This is a genomic window from Chromobacterium sphagni, from assembly GCF_001855555.1.
GTDB lineage: Bacteria > Pseudomonadota > Gammaproteobacteria > Burkholderiales > Chromobacteriaceae > Chromobacterium > Chromobacterium sphagni.
This window is the reverse complement of sequence record NZ_MKCT01000083.1, coordinates 33383-48151: the sequence shown is the minus strand read 5'-3', so window position 1 is coordinate 48151 and position 14769 is coordinate 33383. Positions and strand designations below refer to the sequence as shown.

General features: G+C 64.1%; 11 protein-coding genes and 2 CRISPR repeat arrays (1 of these 13 running past the window's edge). All 11 genes read right to left on the bottom strand.

Annotation, left to right across the window (positions count from 1 at the left end; all coding sequences use genetic code 11):
• A CRISPR array of direct repeats spans positions 1-102; the repeat unit is 29 nt; unit sequence CGGTTCATCCCCACGCACGTGGGGAACAC (it extends 3954 nt beyond the left edge of the window).
• A gap of 99 nt (positions 103-201) precedes the next feature.
• The 11 genes from cas2e to BI344_RS21250 all read right to left on the bottom strand — a co-directional run bounded on the left by cas2e (position 202) and on the right by BI344_RS21250 (position 14738).
• Complete coding sequence (gene cas2e / locus BI344_RS21305; RefSeq protein WP_071114801.1) at positions 202-507, bottom strand: type I-E CRISPR-associated endoribonuclease Cas2e; 306 nt, start codon at positions 505-507, stop codon at positions 202-204.
• Positions 488-1405: a type I-E CRISPR-associated endonuclease Cas1e gene (gene cas1e, locus BI344_RS21300; RefSeq protein ID WP_071114800.1), complete on the bottom strand. Its 918-nt coding sequence runs from the start codon at positions 1403-1405 to the stop codon at positions 488-490. Before cas1e ends, cas2e begins: the two co-directional genes overlap by 20 nt.
• Positions 1402-2106, bottom strand: a complete 705-nt coding sequence (cas6e, locus tag BI344_RS21295; RefSeq protein WP_071114799.1) for a type I-E CRISPR-associated protein Cas6/Cse3/CasE — start codon at positions 2104-2106, stop codon at positions 1402-1404. Before cas6e ends, cas1e begins: the two co-directional genes overlap by 4 nt.
• Positions 2103-2864, bottom strand: coding sequence for a type I-E CRISPR-associated protein Cas5/CasD (gene cas5e / locus BI344_RS21290; RefSeq protein ID WP_071114798.1), 762 nt, complete (start codon positions 2862-2864; stop codon positions 2103-2105). Before cas5e ends, cas6e begins: the two co-directional genes overlap by 4 nt.
• A gap of 4 nt (positions 2865-2868) precedes the next feature.
• On the bottom strand, positions 2869-3963 hold the full coding sequence (gene cas7e, locus BI344_RS21285; protein ID WP_071114797.1) for a type I-E CRISPR-associated protein Cas7/Cse4/CasC: 1095 nt from the start codon (positions 3961-3963) through the stop codon (positions 2869-2871).
• Positions 3964-3983: 20 nt separating this feature from the next.
• Positions 3984-4571, bottom strand: a complete 588-nt coding sequence (casB, locus tag BI344_RS21280; protein WP_083370327.1) for a type I-E CRISPR-associated protein Cse2/CasB — start codon at positions 4569-4571, stop codon at positions 3984-3986.
• Positions 4555-6135, bottom strand: coding sequence for a type I-E CRISPR-associated protein Cse1/CasA (gene casA, locus BI344_RS21275; protein WP_071114795.1), 1581 nt, complete (start codon positions 6133-6135; stop codon positions 4555-4557). The genes casB and casA overlap by 17 nt, the downstream gene beginning before the upstream one ends.
• Before the next feature lie 418 nt (positions 6136-6553).
• Entirely contained in the window at positions 6554-9298 is a 2745-nt protein-coding gene (locus BI344_RS21265) for a CRISPR-associated helicase/endonuclease Cas3 (RefSeq protein ID WP_071114793.1), read from the bottom strand.
• 201 nt (positions 9299-9499) lie between these two features.
• The gene (locus BI344_RS21260; RefSeq protein ID WP_071114792.1) at positions 9500-9943 is read right to left on the bottom strand and encodes an RES family NAD+ phosphorylase; all 444 of its coding nucleotides are present in this window, start codon (positions 9941-9943) and stop codon (positions 9500-9502) included.
• Positions 9940-10413, bottom strand: a complete 474-nt coding sequence (locus BI344_RS21255) for an antitoxin Xre/MbcA/ParS toxin-binding domain-containing protein (RefSeq protein ID WP_158021099.1) — start codon at positions 10411-10413, stop codon at positions 9940-9942. Before BI344_RS21255 ends, BI344_RS21260 begins: the two co-directional genes overlap by 4 nt.
• 230 nt (positions 10414-10643) lie before the next feature.
• Positions 10644-12319: a CRISPR direct-repeat array (repeat unit 29 nt; unit sequence CGGTTCATCCCCACGCACGTGGGGAACAC).
• A 166-nt stretch (positions 12320-12485) separates the two neighbouring features.
• The gene (locus BI344_RS21250) at positions 12486-14738 is read right to left on the bottom strand and encodes a glycoside hydrolase (protein ID WP_071114791.1); all 2253 of its coding nucleotides are present in this window, start codon (positions 14736-14738) and stop codon (positions 12486-12488) included.
• Between the last annotated feature and the right edge of the window lie 31 nt (positions 14739-14769).

The window sequence follows — 14769 nt, the reverse complement described above, 5'->3', positions numbered from 1 at the left end:
GGTTTTTAACTACGGTTCATCCCCACGCACGTGGGGAACACAACGCAACAACAAAGAGCCCCGCCCGCCGGGGCGGTTCATCCCCACGCACGTGGGGAACACACCAATCTCAAGTAATTGATTTTTAAAAACAAAAATAGCGCGATAAAATCTACCGATTTTTAAAGAGCCAAACCAGCCTTCGGCAGGGTGAAAAGCGGACTACTCCGCCGCCGGTTCCTGCGACGCAGGCGGAGGCAGGAAGGACACCAGTTTGGCGCCGTCGAACTCCACCGGCATACGGCGGTTGGCGCCTAGGGTGACGAAGTCGAAACCGGCCTCGGTGGCCGCCTGCCAGGCCATCACCGCGTTGCCGTCCTCCAGCCCCTCCTCTACCTGCTGCCACAGGTAGTCGCGGATCTTGCGGTTGTAGGTGCCGATGTAGACGCCGGCGCGGATTTCCAGCAGCCAGATCGCCAGCCGGCCGCGTAGCCTGGGCGGAGCGTTTTCAAGTACGATGACCAGCATCGCCCAGCCCCTCGTCTTCCGGAAACGCCGCCCCCACCACGCCCTCCGCCTCCGGCTTGTCCAAGCCGCCGGCATCCAGCAGGGTTTCGATGTCAGGGATAACGCGCTCCAGCAGCCGCGTCTTGCGGAACATGTCGCGGCAGCGCTGGCGCACCTCTCGCTCCACATTGTTCACCGGCTTGGCCGCTACCGCGAAGGCCACCGGCACCACGGTTTCAAACTTGTAGATGTCGGCCACGTCGTAGACGAAGGACAAGGGCTTGCCGCTGTGGATAAAGCCGATGGCCGGCGCGTAGCCGGCGGCCAACACCGCCGCCTCGGCTACGCCGTACAGGCAGGAAGTGGCGGCCGACAGGCAGCGGTTGGGGATGTCGGCCTGGTCCCAGTCTTCGCGGTCGTAATTGCGCGCCTGCCATTTCACGCCGTACTGCTGCGCCAACTGCTGGTACATGGCCCGCACCCTCGCGCCCTCTATGCCGCGCAATTGCTCCACGCTGCGGCGCTGCGGCGGCTCATCGCCGAAGCGGCGGCGGTACATTTCGCGCACCACCTTCAGCCGCGCGTCCTCGTCCAGCGCCAACCTCGCCTGATACAACAGCCGGTCGGCGCGCGCGCCGCCGGGCTGGCCAGCGGAGTACAGCCTCACCCCAGCCTCGCCCACCCAAACCAAGAGCGTGCCCACTTGCGCCGCCAACTTGCAGGCGGCGTGCGACACCCGCACGCCTGGCTCCAGCATCAGGCAAGCCACGCCGCCCACCGGAATGTGGGTGCGCACGCCAGTGACGTCCACCGCGACAAAAGCGCCGTCCAGCACGTCCAGCTGGCAGCGCTCGACAAACAATACGGAAAGCCGCTCTTTGATGGGAAGCGGCTTCAAGGGCGGGAGGGGTTGGCTCATGGCAGCCGTTTCACCAAGAGCAGGCCGCAGCCGAAGCCCAGCGCGTGTCCCAGGCTGGAGTGCGGCTCGGCGGCGGGCTGACCCAACAACGCGCGCGCCAACTTGTCGCCATCCGCCACCCTGGCCATTCCCTGATAGTCTACCGAGGAGAAACGCATGCGGCGGCCCTTGCTATGGAGCACATGCTGGAAATAGGCATCCACCTGTACTTCGTCCTCGTCAATCGTCAGCCCCCAGGCCGCAGCGCGCCGGATGAGCCAATCCAGCGCGGCTCCGGTCATCGCCGTCTGCATGGCTTCCGGCGACAAGCCTTTGGCTTTCGCCTCGGTCTTGGCCGCCATCAATACATCATGGCGCTGGCTGCGCTGTCCCTTGTCCTTGGGCTTAGCCACCACCGGATTAGCGCGCAGGCTGAAATGCACCCATTCGCCGGATTCCAACCGAGGCTGGTAAGGCTTGCTTTCCACCCTCACTGCCGGATGCCAGGCTTGCGGCGGCCGCTCCGACAGCAGGTAGTACAGCAGATGGCCATTGGCGCCCTGCTCCGCGCGGAACAGGAAATCGCGCTTGGCGTCCGGCGCATCCGGAAATAGCTTCCACATCAACCGGTGGTCGCGATAGGCATTGCCGGCAATCATCACGTCCGATTCGCAGGCGGCCGCAGAGGCCTGAATCGTGATGCGGGACAGATAATGGCTCATAGCTTGCCTCCCGCCAGATAAGCCAGTTCGCGGCGCGGCTCGAACTGCCAGCGCCGGCGCGACAGCGGCTGGTCGTGCCGCGTCAGTTGCAGTGTGGCCTCCATGCCTACATCCGCCATCGCCTCGTCCCAGAAATAACGCGCCTGCCTGTCCTCATTGAGATCGATATCAACCGCCAACGGCTCGTCGCCATCGACATCGACAGCGGACACCAGCGGTTCGCCGTCGCGGCTGTCCAATGCCTGCTTCAGCGTGTCGAAACCTGCGATGCGCGGGCCCAACGGCAAAGCCAGCGGGCAGGACTTGCGGCCGAGATAAGGCATGAACACCGGAGAAGCCAACGCTTCCGCCAACGCAGGCAAGCCATGCGGCGCATCCGGCGCGGCCTCCACCGCCACCACGCTCAAGCTATCGCTGCGGTATTCGCGGCTGGTGAGAATAGTGTTCAGCTTTTCCTTGTCACGCACCTCCTGGCGGCGGGTGCGGTAGGCAAACTTCTTGGGAATGTCCGGCCACTGCACGGTGTGGTAGTCGCGCAGCGGCATGCCAGCAGCGATCAGCTTGATGCCGAAACGGTAGCCGCGGCTCAAGGCCTGCTGGCTGGCTTCGTCGTCCCTCCTCGCCCCCAACGCTGCGCCCAGCAGGCCCAGCAGCGCGGAGCGGGACGGGTGGTCGGCGCTGATGCGCTGCTCGCCCACCGCTAGCTCGCCCCAGCTTGCCATCGGGCCGTACAGCCGGAAAACCAGATACTCACGCATGGCCCTACTCCGCGGCAAAAGCCAGCAACGCTTGCAGGCTGCCCTCGCCCTTGATCACGTCTAGCTCGTAGCGGCTATCGGCGCAGGCGCCGTACACCTTGTCCATATTCTCCCGCACCGACGTCAGCGCCGCGATGCCGCCGATAGCATAATCGCTCCCGCCCAGCGGCTTGAGAAAGGCCAGCGACAGGCTGCGCGGCTGGCGGTCGCCGCGTTCGGCCAGCGCATAGTGGGCGTAAGCGCGGCTAGCGTAGCTGTTCTGCTTGCCGCCCGGCGCCACCGTCAAGGCGGCCTCGATCAAGGCGGCGATGGCGCGCTGCGCCAGCGCGTGGTCGCCGCCCAGGTTTTGCAGCAGCAGTTCACGATCTATGCAGATGTATTGGTAGAACACGGCGGCGGCGAAGGCGCTTTCGCCCACATGCCCCGCCCCAGTATCAACCTCCTTGCCCTTCTCGCGGCGATGCAGCTTGACCAACTCGCTATCGTTCAGATCATCCACTGCCGTGAAGTAGTCATCCTCCACCGCCGTGGCGTGGATGCCCAGCGCGTGCGCCACCTGCACCGCCGCCTCCACATTGTGCTCGGTCTTGCTGGCCAGCATGCGGCCGAACATGGCGATGTCCGCCGCCTGTTGCTTGTGCAGCAGCGCGTCCAGTTCCTCTTTTTCCGGCGCGCGCTTGTCGGCGATCAGCTTGGCCACCAGCTTGTCCAGCGATGCCTTCTCTTCCGCCGAAACATGCACCAGTTGCTCAATCTCGTAAGGCTTGTCCTTCTTCAGCGCGCCGTACACCTTGGAGATTTCGTTGGCATACTCACCAGCCAGCTTTTCCGTGAAACCCGCAGCCTTCAACTTTTCATGCACCTCCACGCCCAGATGTTTGGTGCGTGTGCCCAGCGCGCCCTCGCTCTGGCCCACCTTGCTGAACAGCTTTTGCTCGAACAACTCGGAGGTGCGCCAAGCGCGCTTCAGGCTTTGCGACGACACGCGCAGACGCTCGACGCCGCCCATCATCGCAGTCTTGGGTCGGCCCAGATCGTCGCGGTTCAGATTGGCCGGCGGATAGGAAATCAGGGTGTGCAGCTGGATGAAACGGCTCATGTTTTGTCTCCAAATAGCAATCAGGCGGGTTCTTGATCTGCGTCGCGCAGGGATTCCTGGTAATAATCGGTGGCCCAGCGCAGTTTCAATCGTTCTGTCGGCGGCAGGGCAGCGTCCGGCTGGCGGAATTCGCGCGCCCACTGCAACAGGTCCACCGCCAGCTTGCCTACATCGACCTCGCCGCCCAGCAGGTCAACCGCGCGGCGCGCCTGACGGAAAAAGCTGGCTTCGTCGCGGCAGGTTTGCAGCTGGCGGAAACGCAGCTCGCTCATCGCCGCACGGCCGGAATCGTTTTTACGGCCCAGGCTGCGGGCAAACGCCTTGCCTGGCGCATGCTGGGCATGCGCCGCCACGCCAACGGCCAACGCCAGTTCATCCGCCCTCACCGCCAGCTGCTGGCGTTGCAGCTCTTGCATCAGCCGATGAAAGGCGGACTGCAACAGCACGTCGTCCGGGGTTTCACAGCGCCGCAGCTGAGCGCGGTCGGCCCGTTTCAGCATGGCGAACGGACCATGTTTTTCTTCATCGCTCGGATCCAGCGCCAGCCGCCACTGCACCACCGTTTTGGCCAAGGCCTCCCGGCCAGTCTTATCAAGCAATAGCTTCATCGCTTTCCCCCTGATAACGGGCGATCAGCTCGCCCATCGCTTTGTGATGCTTGGACCACCACAGGCCCCGCCGCAAATCGGCACGCGCCGCCACCACCTTGGGCATGTCCATTTCCTCTATCGGCGCGCATAGCACCCAGTAGTCGAACAAATCCGACACCAGCCGGCGCAGCGGCGGCAACCAGGCGGCAAACACCTGCGCCTGCGCGGCAGCGTCGAGCTGCGGCGCCTTGGCCAACCCCTCCACCGCCTGATAGAACAGCGCCTCGCTGCGCTGCCAGAAGCTCTGCTCGACTGCGGGCTCCTTCTTGTCCATATTGCGGGCCTTCTTAACCTGCTCGCCCAGCATCAGCGAGCTCTGTCTGGCCACTTCCAGCAGTTGGCGCGCGGCCTCGCCGAAATGGCGCTCGTCTCCGCTTTGCAAGCGGAACAGCGGCAGCGTGGCGTCGCGCCAGGCCTCGGCCTTCATATTGTCCATCTGGTAGCCGAAACACCACAGCCGCGCATCGCCGCGCAGCTTCAGCCTGTCGGCCTTGCCGCCGATGCGGTTGAAATCCCGCGCCACCCGCGCCACCTTCTCGTTGTCATTTTCGCCCAGCGTCAGGCTCAGCCAATGGCGGTAACCGCCGGCCGCGCGCGCGCCCTTAGCCGACAGCGGCGGTTTGGACGGGTCTTTGGCATCGAATAGATATGGCGTCAGCGGGTGCTGCCAAGGGCCGGCGTAGTTGACGCCGTAATTGCGGGTACGGTACTGGCGGTACAGCGTATCGTGCGTCTCGCCGCAGACCTCGCACACTCCGGCGGCCACATCGTCCACGTCCAGCCGGATGCGACGCGGCATGCTCCAGTAAGCCTGAGCGGGATGCACGTCTTCCGGCAGCGTCTCCACCCCGCTCTTGTCGCTGACGCGGGTAGCCGCCAACCACGGCAGCTTGGCGGACAGCGGCGGCTCAGCTCGCCAGTCGGCACCTTCCCCGTCCAACGGCAGCACGTTCAGCCACAGCTTGCGCCACAGCGAGGCGTCGGCATCCTTCGGCAGCACCAGCGTGGTCAGCGGCCCGCCACCTCTTAATGAGGTGCGGTGGCCCACCCCGCCGCCGGGCGCGTTGATCTGCAAGGCAAACAAGGCCTGCGCCGCACAGCCTGCGCACAAGCCCTGCCAATCGGCTAGCTTGTTGAAAAACAGGTTGGAGTCGGAGCCGGTGTCTATCAGCAACTCGGCCGTGCTCTTGACATTGCCGTCCTGCAACGGGTCCCGGTCCTGCATGAAGGCGGTATCGCCTATCAGTTCGAACGCTGGCTTGAGCGGCGCAAGCCAAATCTCCAACTCCGCCGCGCTAGGCGCTTCGTTCCAATAACCCAGCCAGTCATTCAGATTGCCCGGTGGTGCCGCCGTTTGCAGCAGGCCGATCAGCAGCTGGTACAAGGCGCCGCGGAAATCCGCGCGCGGCGCCAGCACATCCACCACCTCCGGGTCCGCCACGCCATAGACGCTGCCCGGCGACACGCTGCCGTCGCGCCGTTTGAGGCGGAGCCAGCGGTTGGCGGGGTTGAGTAGATTCATTCCGTCTCCTCTCGATCTTCCGACCACTCGTCACTTCTCGCTTTACCAGCAGGCTCTTGGCTGACACGGACCAATCCTGCCAATCCGATAACGAACAGGACCCCAAGGCATATCTTCACGACGCGGCTAATCATCAAGAAGATCAACGCTCCTGCTCCAAGCAGCAACCCTAGAGTCGTGCGCATGCCCCATCCCCGTAAGCGCTCCACCACCATCAACATAGGCGATCTTTCATCAATATAAAAGGATGGTGTTGCTTAATATTTTCCTTTCGTTTTGGGTCGCCTCTAGCTATGGTGAGGGTGGTGTTCCCCATAGATGTGGGGATGAACCCGATGGCGTGGCATAAAAGTCATAATCATTGACCAGTTCCTCACACGTGTGGGGATGAGAATCCAGGCGGCCCCGGCCGCCTGGTTCATTTCCACAACAGTCCCAGCTCCAGGCTGTACCTCACACCCAGCTCCCTGCCCCTGGCATCGACGCCCTGCCCCAGCCACGCGCCCGCCTCTTCGCCGGCAAGCAGGGGCAAGACCAGGTCGTATTCCGTCAGCCAGGGTTGTTCCTGCGCCAAGCGATCCAGCAAGAGCTTGAAGCGCTGCCGCCAGGCCGGCGCGATGTCCTTAAGCCTGTTGGCATCCACCCGCAGCGCGGACAGCTGCCATTGCAGGCGCGGATCGTCGCTTGGGTACAGCGGCCGCAAGGCCTCCCCATCTGCTACCGCCAAATAAACCAGCCGCGTTTCATCGGCCAGCCGGGTGGCAACATCGGTTTCCTCCATCCAGTGCTTGCTGCTGTCTTCGCAATAGCCTTTGTCCAGCTGCAGCGCGGTGAATAGCGCCATGCTGCGCTCGCTCATCGCCTCGCCTAGGCACTTGTCCGCCGCAGCCTTCAAGGCTGCCGGGGTTTCACGCTCGCCGGCTGCGCCATACACCGACTCCACCAGTTGCCGCACCGCGCCGGCTTCGCCCTCATCGCCCGGCGACACAATATTGCCGGCGGCCAACAACGCCTGCTGGGTCTGCCACAATGCGGCAAAGTCCGGGTACACATATTGCGCGCCGGCAAACAGCCGGCCGTACCAGTCCGCCTTGGCCTCGTCGTCCGGCGGCGGACCATAAACGCACAACACCGGCTCCGGCCGCTGCTCAACGTGTTGCACCATCGGGACCGCGTCCGGCCACCGATCGCCATTGGCCAGACGAACATGGCGCTGCAGGCGGCCGGCACGTTGGATCAGCAAGTCGATGGGGGCGAGATCGCTTACCATCACATCGGCATCAAAATCCAGCGACTGCTCCAATACCTGGGTGCCAATCAGCACCCGCCCCCTGCGCATGGCGGCATCCGACCGTTTGCCAAACGCATCCAGCACCTCGTCCTCTATCGCCAACCGATGTCCCATCGCGTAGCGGCTATGGAATAGATGCAGCTTGTCCCGTGGAATGCTGTCCTTCAGCAGATCAAAAGCGCGGCGGGCATCGTCCACCGTATTGCGCACCCAACACACGCAGCGACCAGCCGCAACCTCGCTGGCAATCAGACGAATCACCTCGGCCTCGTCATGCCGATGCTCCACCCGCACCCGACGCTTCACCTCACGCCGGGTTTCGCAGGCTTGCTGGTCAAAATGCGCAGCGGACAAGTGGCTGGCCAGCGGGTAGGCGGATACAAACGATTCAGCCAAGACCGGCTGCGCCAGCCCTTGGCGATAAGCGTTCAGCAGTTCGGTCTTGATCTGTTCCGGCACGGTGGCGGACAACAGGATGGCGCTGCCGCCCTGCGCCGCGTGCCAGCGCAGCAGGCCGGCCAACAGCGTGCGGACATAGGAATCGAAAGCGTGCACTTCGTCTACCACCAATACCTTGCCGCTCAGGCCCAGCAAGCGCAGCGACTGATGCCGCACCGGCAGCACCGCCAGCAAGGCCTGATCTATGGAGCCAACGCCCGCCTGCGCCAGCAAGGCCTTTTTGTTATTGTCCGCCAGCCAGGCGTTGCAACTCATGCCGGCCGAAGCGTCATCCTTGGCATAGGGCTTGCCGCCGCTCTGCACGCTGAGCGCGAAGTCCTCCACCAACTGACGGGCGGAATGCGCCAATACCAGCGACGGCCGCTCGCCTTCGGCGAACAGACGGCGATACACGCCGCCGACGCGGCGGTACATTTGATTGGCCGTAGCCATGGTGGGCAGAGCGAAGTACAGGCCATCGGCCAACCCGGCTGCCATCAACCGGTGCGCCAGAATCAGCGCAGCTTCGGTCTTGCCGGCGCCGGTCACATCCTCCAGCAGGAACAGCTGCGGCCCTTCGGCCAGAGGAGTGCTGGCGGCGTATTCCTGCAATGGCGTGGGGGAAGAAAGATAAGGAATGAAGTCCGCCAGTTTCTGCGGCCCGGCATAAGGCGCGCAAAGACAGGACTGCAGGCCTGATTCGGCGACTACCCGCGCCGCCGCCGGCTGCGCCTGCTCGCGCCAGTAGTCCGCCAAGGCCATCGGTGCGGACCGGTAGGGAAAATAGCGCTGATTGGAGCCCAACCAATCCGCCAGCACCATCAGGCCCGCCAGCTGCCAGCCTGCGCGCGTATCCAGTTGCTCTACACGGATGGCTTGCGGCAGATCGTCGAACAGGCTGGCCGCATCGCATGCGAATTCCAGCGCCGCCGCCATGTCGTCCGGCAGAAAATGGTCGTCGGCATACAAGCGGCGCGCGCTGCCCTCGCGCGGCGGCTGGCCGTGGTGGCCACAGACTATGCGTATCCAGCCTTGCCACAGCCGGTGGTCGGGCTCCAGCAAAATGTCATGCGGCAATCCGTGTCGCAGATGGTCCATCCACAGCAGGAAGCCCAAGGTATCGTGGCGCTGGGTGTAGCCAGGCGCCCGGTCAATCGGCACCAGATCGGCGCTGCACGATGAAAACAACGCCTGAAAACTGCGGGCAAACTTGCCAAGATCGTGCAAGACCGCGAAATAGCAGGCCGCCGCCCGGAACTGCGCCGCGCTCCAGCCAAGGCTATTAGCGCATGCCGACACCCACGCCGGCCTCTGATCCAGCAGCGCATTCATCACCGCCGCCACATCCAGCGCGTGGAATGGCAACAGATGCCAGCCAGCACCCAATTTGTCGCCTGGGGATGCCTTGCCCCAGTACCGCCAATAAGCCTGCATCGCCCCTCCGGACCGCACCAGTCAACCTGCTGGACCCAAGCCAAGCAGGCAGACTAGCAGCAAGAAATGCCCTTGTCATTTCACGTTGAAAATGTCCTGGTATGCATGAGCCGTTGCAGATACGTGGAAAGTCGCGCTGAAAAAGCAAAAACCGAACGACGATGACGTTCGGTTTTCAAGGAGCTTGCCGCCGGGATTGGGCTACGCCATCCGGAAGCGGGAATCGAGCGGGGCCCGTATGGTGTCCACTATCCGGCAACTGGCGGCACCGGAATGGACGGGATTGAGCAGGTAGTTCCACCCTTCCACCGCCAGGGCGCTGGGCACCCGCAACACCGCGGAGGGAGCCTGGGCCAGCCAGGTGTCGCCCAGCGCGCGGGTCTGTTCCTGATCATTGCGCCAGTCTGCCGACAGCTCGTTCAGATCCAGCACCTGAACCAGGCCATCCGGAATGTCCACCTTCAGCAGCGTGAAGGTATCCGGGAGCGCGGCAAACTCGCTATGCACCAGCATCTCCAGCATGGAACTGGCCGAGTGATCGGCCAGATAAACTATCGGCTGGCCGGCATTATGCCAGCGGCCGCGCGCCCGGATGCCACCCAGGCCGCGAAGGTCTTCAAACCGGCTGATCCGCCAGGCGATCATGCCACGTAGCCTTCCTCGATCTGGATTAGCAACTCCTCCACCAGCCGCGCGCCCTGCTCGGTTCTGGCCACTTCCAGCGCGCTGCGGCCGTCGAAGCGGCGCAGCGGTTGACGCAGCCAGGCGGTTGCCGCCTCCTTGCCACCCAGCAGCTGCTCGGCCTGCAACAGCAGATTGACCAGCCGGACGCTGCGCTCGGACTCGTCGGTGCTAAGGCGCTCGCCGTTCTTGATACGGTGGGTAAGCGTGCGCGGGGGAATGACAAACTCCAGCTCGCGCCGGGTCAACCCCTCATTGGTCAGGCGGGTGATCACGCCTGGGTCCAAACCATTGGCCACCACCTTCACGATGTCGTAATCGGTGCTGACAGGCTGGCCCAACAGATCGGATTGGCGGGAACGGCGCTCCCCCTCCCTGACCATTGCGCGGCGGATGATGGCGGGGTCCGGCCTGAATGCGGTGCGTGTGGGCATGACAACCTCCAATTGGCGCAATCTGCACATCAATTATCGGCATTTTGCCACCCTTATACAAGCTCAGCCTTCCCCTCGCCATCAACCACAAGACCCGCGATGGCGGACCGACACATTTCTGATGACCCGGGGAGCACGGGGTCGTTACGCTGTCCGTTCCACTGCTGGCCGGCCCATCCCCGCTCTCGTGGCAAACACGCCGTCCTGGGCACGTCGACTATGGTCAATGGCGGTTCATCCCCACGCACGTGGGGAACACTCCGCCACGCATCAGATCAGCCACACCAAGGGCGGTTCATCCCCACGCACGTGGGGAACACCCGTAGAGCTCCGGCGGTTTGAGCATGCGCAGCGGTTCATCCCCACGCACGTGGGGAACACGAAATCGCGGGACGCGTTCGGGGAAAACTGGCCGGTTCATCCCCACGCACGTGGGGAACACGCTGTCCTGGTAGGCCGTATTCCGCTCGCCCTCGGTTCATCCCCACGCACGTGGGGAACACGTTGGCCGCCGCCACGGAGCAGTGCCGACACGCGGTTCATCCCCACGCACGTGGGGAACACACGATGAACGGCGCGTCGCTGTCGATGACATACGGTTCATCCCCACGCACGTGGGGAACACCAATGCCTCAGGGTCGCGATCAGATGCGCTGCCGGTTCATCCCCACGCACGTGGGGAACACGATTCATTGCGCCTAGTCACGATTGACCTAGTCGGTTCATCCCCACGCACGTGGGGAACACGAGGTATCCACCGGCGGCAGCTGCTGCGCCGGCGGTTCATCCCCACGCACGTGGGGAACACTCTCGTACCCTGCGTTTTCGATAGCCGGCATACGGTTCATCCCCACGCACGTGGGGAACACACGATGATAGACGGGGAGCTGTACAGCTGGGCCGGTTCATCCCCACGCACGTGGGGAACACGTGGTTTGCGACGAGGCGACGAAGCTGAAAGGCGGTTCATCCCCACGCACGTGGGGAACACCAGTCCTCGGCCACCCACGCGAAGGGCCAGGACGGTTCATCCCCACGCACGTGGGGAACACCTCGTCGAAGAACCAGCCGCCGGACATCACGCCGGTTCATCCCCACGCACGTGGGGAACACAGGGTGAGCAGGTACACGGCCCAGCCCTTCGCCGGTTCATCCCCACGCACGTGGGGAACACCCAAACGCCTATGCTTTGTGCATGTGCGTAAACGGTTCATCCCCACGCACGTGGGGAACACTCATAGCCGCGGCAGAACTTGCCGTTCGTGCGCGGTTCATCCCCACGCACGTGGGGAACACCTTGATCAGCTTCTCTTCGATTTCGAATCTGTCGGTTCATCCCCACGCACGTGGGGAACACCCAATGCCGATTGGTCTGGCTTCCCTCCTGGCCGGTTCATCCCCACGCACGTGGGGAACACTTCTTCGCGCTGTTGCCTTGTCGTCGCTGGTGAGGTTCATCCCCACGCACGTGGGGAACACCGGGGCATGTCAGTCCTTTCACGCATCGCTAACGGTTCATCCCCACGCACGTGGGGAACACGGAGTCTCGGAACCCGCCGAGTCGGTGGACTGCGGTTCATCCCCACGCACGTGGGGAACACTACACAATCAAGCGCGAAGTCCAACCGCAGAGCGGTTCATCCCCACGCACGTGGGGAACACGCACCACTCGCCGAAATGCTGATGCCGTCGATCGGTTCATCCCCACGCACGTGGGGAACACAGCCTGGACCACTCGTGGGCGTGATCATGCCGCGGTTCATCCCCACGCACGTGGGGAACACGGGCATGAACTTCTATCGCGATACATGGGTGTTGGTTCATCCCCACGCACGTGGGGAACACAGCCGCCGCCAATATCGTGACCGTCAAGGCGGCGGTTCATCCCCACGCACGTGGGGAACACACCATTCTCAAGCTGCTGATTTTTAAAGATAAAAACCACACCCGGAATTCCACCGATTTTCCCGACTCAAAAACCGCCATCCAAATCACATCACGCCAGCCAGCCGCCGGCCGCGGGGAGCATGCCCCCCACGGCCGCAAAACGACATCGGCATTATCGCCGCAGCTTATGTGCCGGCGCAATCCGCCACCCGCAGCAGCCTGGACGGCTGGCCGGCCAATTCCACCCGCAGGCTTTGCGGCGGCAGCGCCTGGCCGCCATCGCCCGCCGCCGTCGAACCGAAATTGGCGGTGAGGCGGCTGCCGTCGGCGAAGCGGGTTTGCTGCACCGTGCGCTCGGCATTCAGCCAGGCGAAGCCGGTAAGCGCCAGGGTGGCCAGTTGCCGGTGGATGGGGCTGAAGGCCTGGTCGGCGCATTGCAGCTGCGGCAACCTGGCCTTGAGGCTGGCGGCGGACAGGTGGAACAGCGGCGGCACGTTGTACAGCCATTGCGCCAGCAGGTTGTCGGCGTAGGCGTTGGAGAATTTCAGGTTGTCGTACAGCCAGTGGTTGGTAGTGATCACCGAACCGTGGAACACCGCCTGGTACAACGGCAACCGGTAGCCCGCGCCGTAGTAAAGATCGCGGTAGGGCTGTTTCAGCGGCACTTGCTTGAAGAAGGTTTCCGGCTGGTCGGCCGGGTACCAGCGGCCCAGGTAATACGGCGACTGCGGGTGCTTCTGCAGATCTGGATCCACCCAGCTCAGCGCCGGCGCCTGCATGCCGTGGGCGAAGGCGATGCCGAGGCTGGTGGCGGCGTTGCCGTTCTCCGAACCCACCGGAAGTTTGTAATTGTCCGCCACCCATTGCATGGACTGCTCATAGCCTTCCGCCATCTTCGCTTCGCCGGTGCGGCGGCCCGGGGCGTAGTCGTCGAAAGTCATGCCGGTGGCGTAGGCGTCCAGGAACCAGCTGTTGAAACCGGTGGCCGGCAGCAGCGCGTGCGTGCGTTGCTTGAGGGTGTCGCGCACGCAGTCGGGATTGGTGTAATAGCCGGACTGCTGGAAGCCGGTTTTTTTCTTGCCGTTGGCCAGCGTGATGCCGCACTGGCGGTAAACGGCCTCGCCCAGCTGGGCGGTGAGCCAGTCCACCCGCTCGCCCGGAGGCAACGTGGTTTCATAGGAATCGTAGGCGGCCATCAAATAGCCGGCCTTGACGCCCTCCGCCACCGCCCGCGGCTGCCACAGGCCTCCTTCCCAGTTGTCCACGCCCAGCCACAGCCGCTTGAGGCCGGCAGCCTGCAGCGCGTCCATGGTTTTGCGAGACAGGCCGCCGCCCCAGCGGCTTTGATCCGGCGTCAGCGCGGGGCCGAACAGGGCGGCCACCTGGGCGTGCAGTTGCAGATACGGCTGCGCCATCCGCGCCCAATCCGGCTGCTTGCCCAGCCATCCGGCGCGGGCCTCGCCGGTCAATGCCTGGTTGACGGCTTCGATCAACACCCTTCGCTGGTAGCGGTCAGGTTTGGCTCCGGCTTGGCGCAGCGCCTGTCCGGCTTCGGCGTCGAAACGCGCGCGCAGCCTGGCCGCCAGCGGATCCGGCCCTTGCAGCAGCTTGAGGAAGGCGGGCCAGTCGCGCACGTCGGACGCGTCCAGCAGATTATTGCCCCATAGATAGATGTGGCTGGCGCCTATCAGCTTGGCGGTGCCGGGCTGCGCCTTGATCTTGTCGGCCAGCGTCCGGTAGCGGCCTTCCGACACCAGCCATTGCTTGTAGCGCTGCGCGCCTGCCAGCGGATTGTCGTCGGCCAGCCGCAACAGCAGCGTCATCGGCCGCTGCTGGTTGAGCGCGTTGAAGTCGTGGCTCAGGCCCAGCGCCATGCCCTGGCCGTCGGCGCGGAAGGACAGCCGGTTGTTGAACGGCTCCAGCAGCAGCCAGTGCAGGCTGTGGCGGCCATAGTCCATGCCCCATAGCGGCAGGCTGAGGTTTTCGCTGGTATTCAAGCCGTCGCCGGCGAAGGCGGGCAGGAAGCTTTGCCACCGCTTGTCGCCGGTCGGGATGTAGCTGCCTTCGGCCAGCGGCAGCAGCAGGCCGCGCCCCATGGCGGCGGCGGGCTGGCGCAGCAACTCCACCCGGCCGGGCGCGGCGGCGCGCAGCGTCAGCATCAGTTCGCGCCCCCGCAGCCTGGCCTGCCAACGGTAGCGGCCGCCGTCCCATTGCCAGTCGGCGGACTGGCCATCCTGCCGCAAGGCGGACACCTCGCGTCCAGCCACGCCATCGGACAACTGCCGCGCCGGCTCACTCGCCGCCGTGACTCGCAGCGCCAATGTGGCCGGCTCCAGCTCCACTTTCCAGTCCGGGTTCTGCAACACCAGCCCGGCCCAGGCCAATTGAGGCAGGCCCAGCGCCGCGGCCAGCGGCAATGCTTTAATAAAATGCTTCATTCCTTCTCCCGCAATCCGTTCATCTCGGTAA

Excerpts from the sequence above, each read along its gene's own strand:
- BI344_RS21265 (WP_071114793.1), bottom strand. The coding sequence starts at position 9,298 with ATGCAGGCTTATTGGCGGTACTGGGGCAAGGCATCCCCAGGCGACAAA.
- BI344_RS21250 (WP_071114791.1), bottom strand. The coding sequence starts at position 14,738 with ATGAAGCATTTTATTAAAGCATTGCCGCTGGCCGCGGCGCTGGGCCTG.
- casA (WP_071114795.1), bottom strand. The coding sequence starts at position 6,135 with ATGAATCTACTCAACCCCGCCAACCGCTGGCTCCGCCTCAAACGGCGC.
- cas5e (WP_071114798.1), bottom strand. The coding sequence starts at position 2,864 with ATGCGTGAGTATCTGGTTTTCCGGCTGTACGGCCCGATGGCAAGCTGG.
- BI344_RS21260 (WP_071114792.1), bottom strand. The coding sequence starts at position 9,943 with ATGATCGCCTGGCGGATCAGCCGGTTTGAAGACCTTCGCGGCCTGGGT.
- cas6e (WP_071114799.1), bottom strand. The coding sequence starts at position 2,106 with ATGAGCCATTATCTGTCCCGCATCACGATTCAGGCCTCTGCGGCCGCC.
- casB (WP_083370327.1), bottom strand. The coding sequence starts at position 4,571 with ATGAAGCTATTGCTTGATAAGACTGGCCGGGAGGCCTTGGCCAAAACG.
- cas1e (WP_071114800.1), bottom strand. The coding sequence starts at position 1,405 with ATGAGCCAACCCCTCCCGCCCTTGAAGCCGCTTCCCATCAAAGAGCGG.
- cas2e (WP_071114801.1), bottom strand. The coding sequence starts at position 507 with ATGCTGGTCATCGTACTTGAAAACGCTCCGCCCAGGCTACGCGGCCGG.
- cas7e (WP_071114797.1), bottom strand. The coding sequence starts at position 3,963 with ATGAGCCGTTTCATCCAGCTGCACACCCTGATTTCCTATCCGCCGGCC.
- BI344_RS21255 (WP_158021099.1), bottom strand. The coding sequence starts at position 10,413 with ATGCCCACACGCACCGCATTCAGGCCGGACCCCGCCATCATCCGCCGC.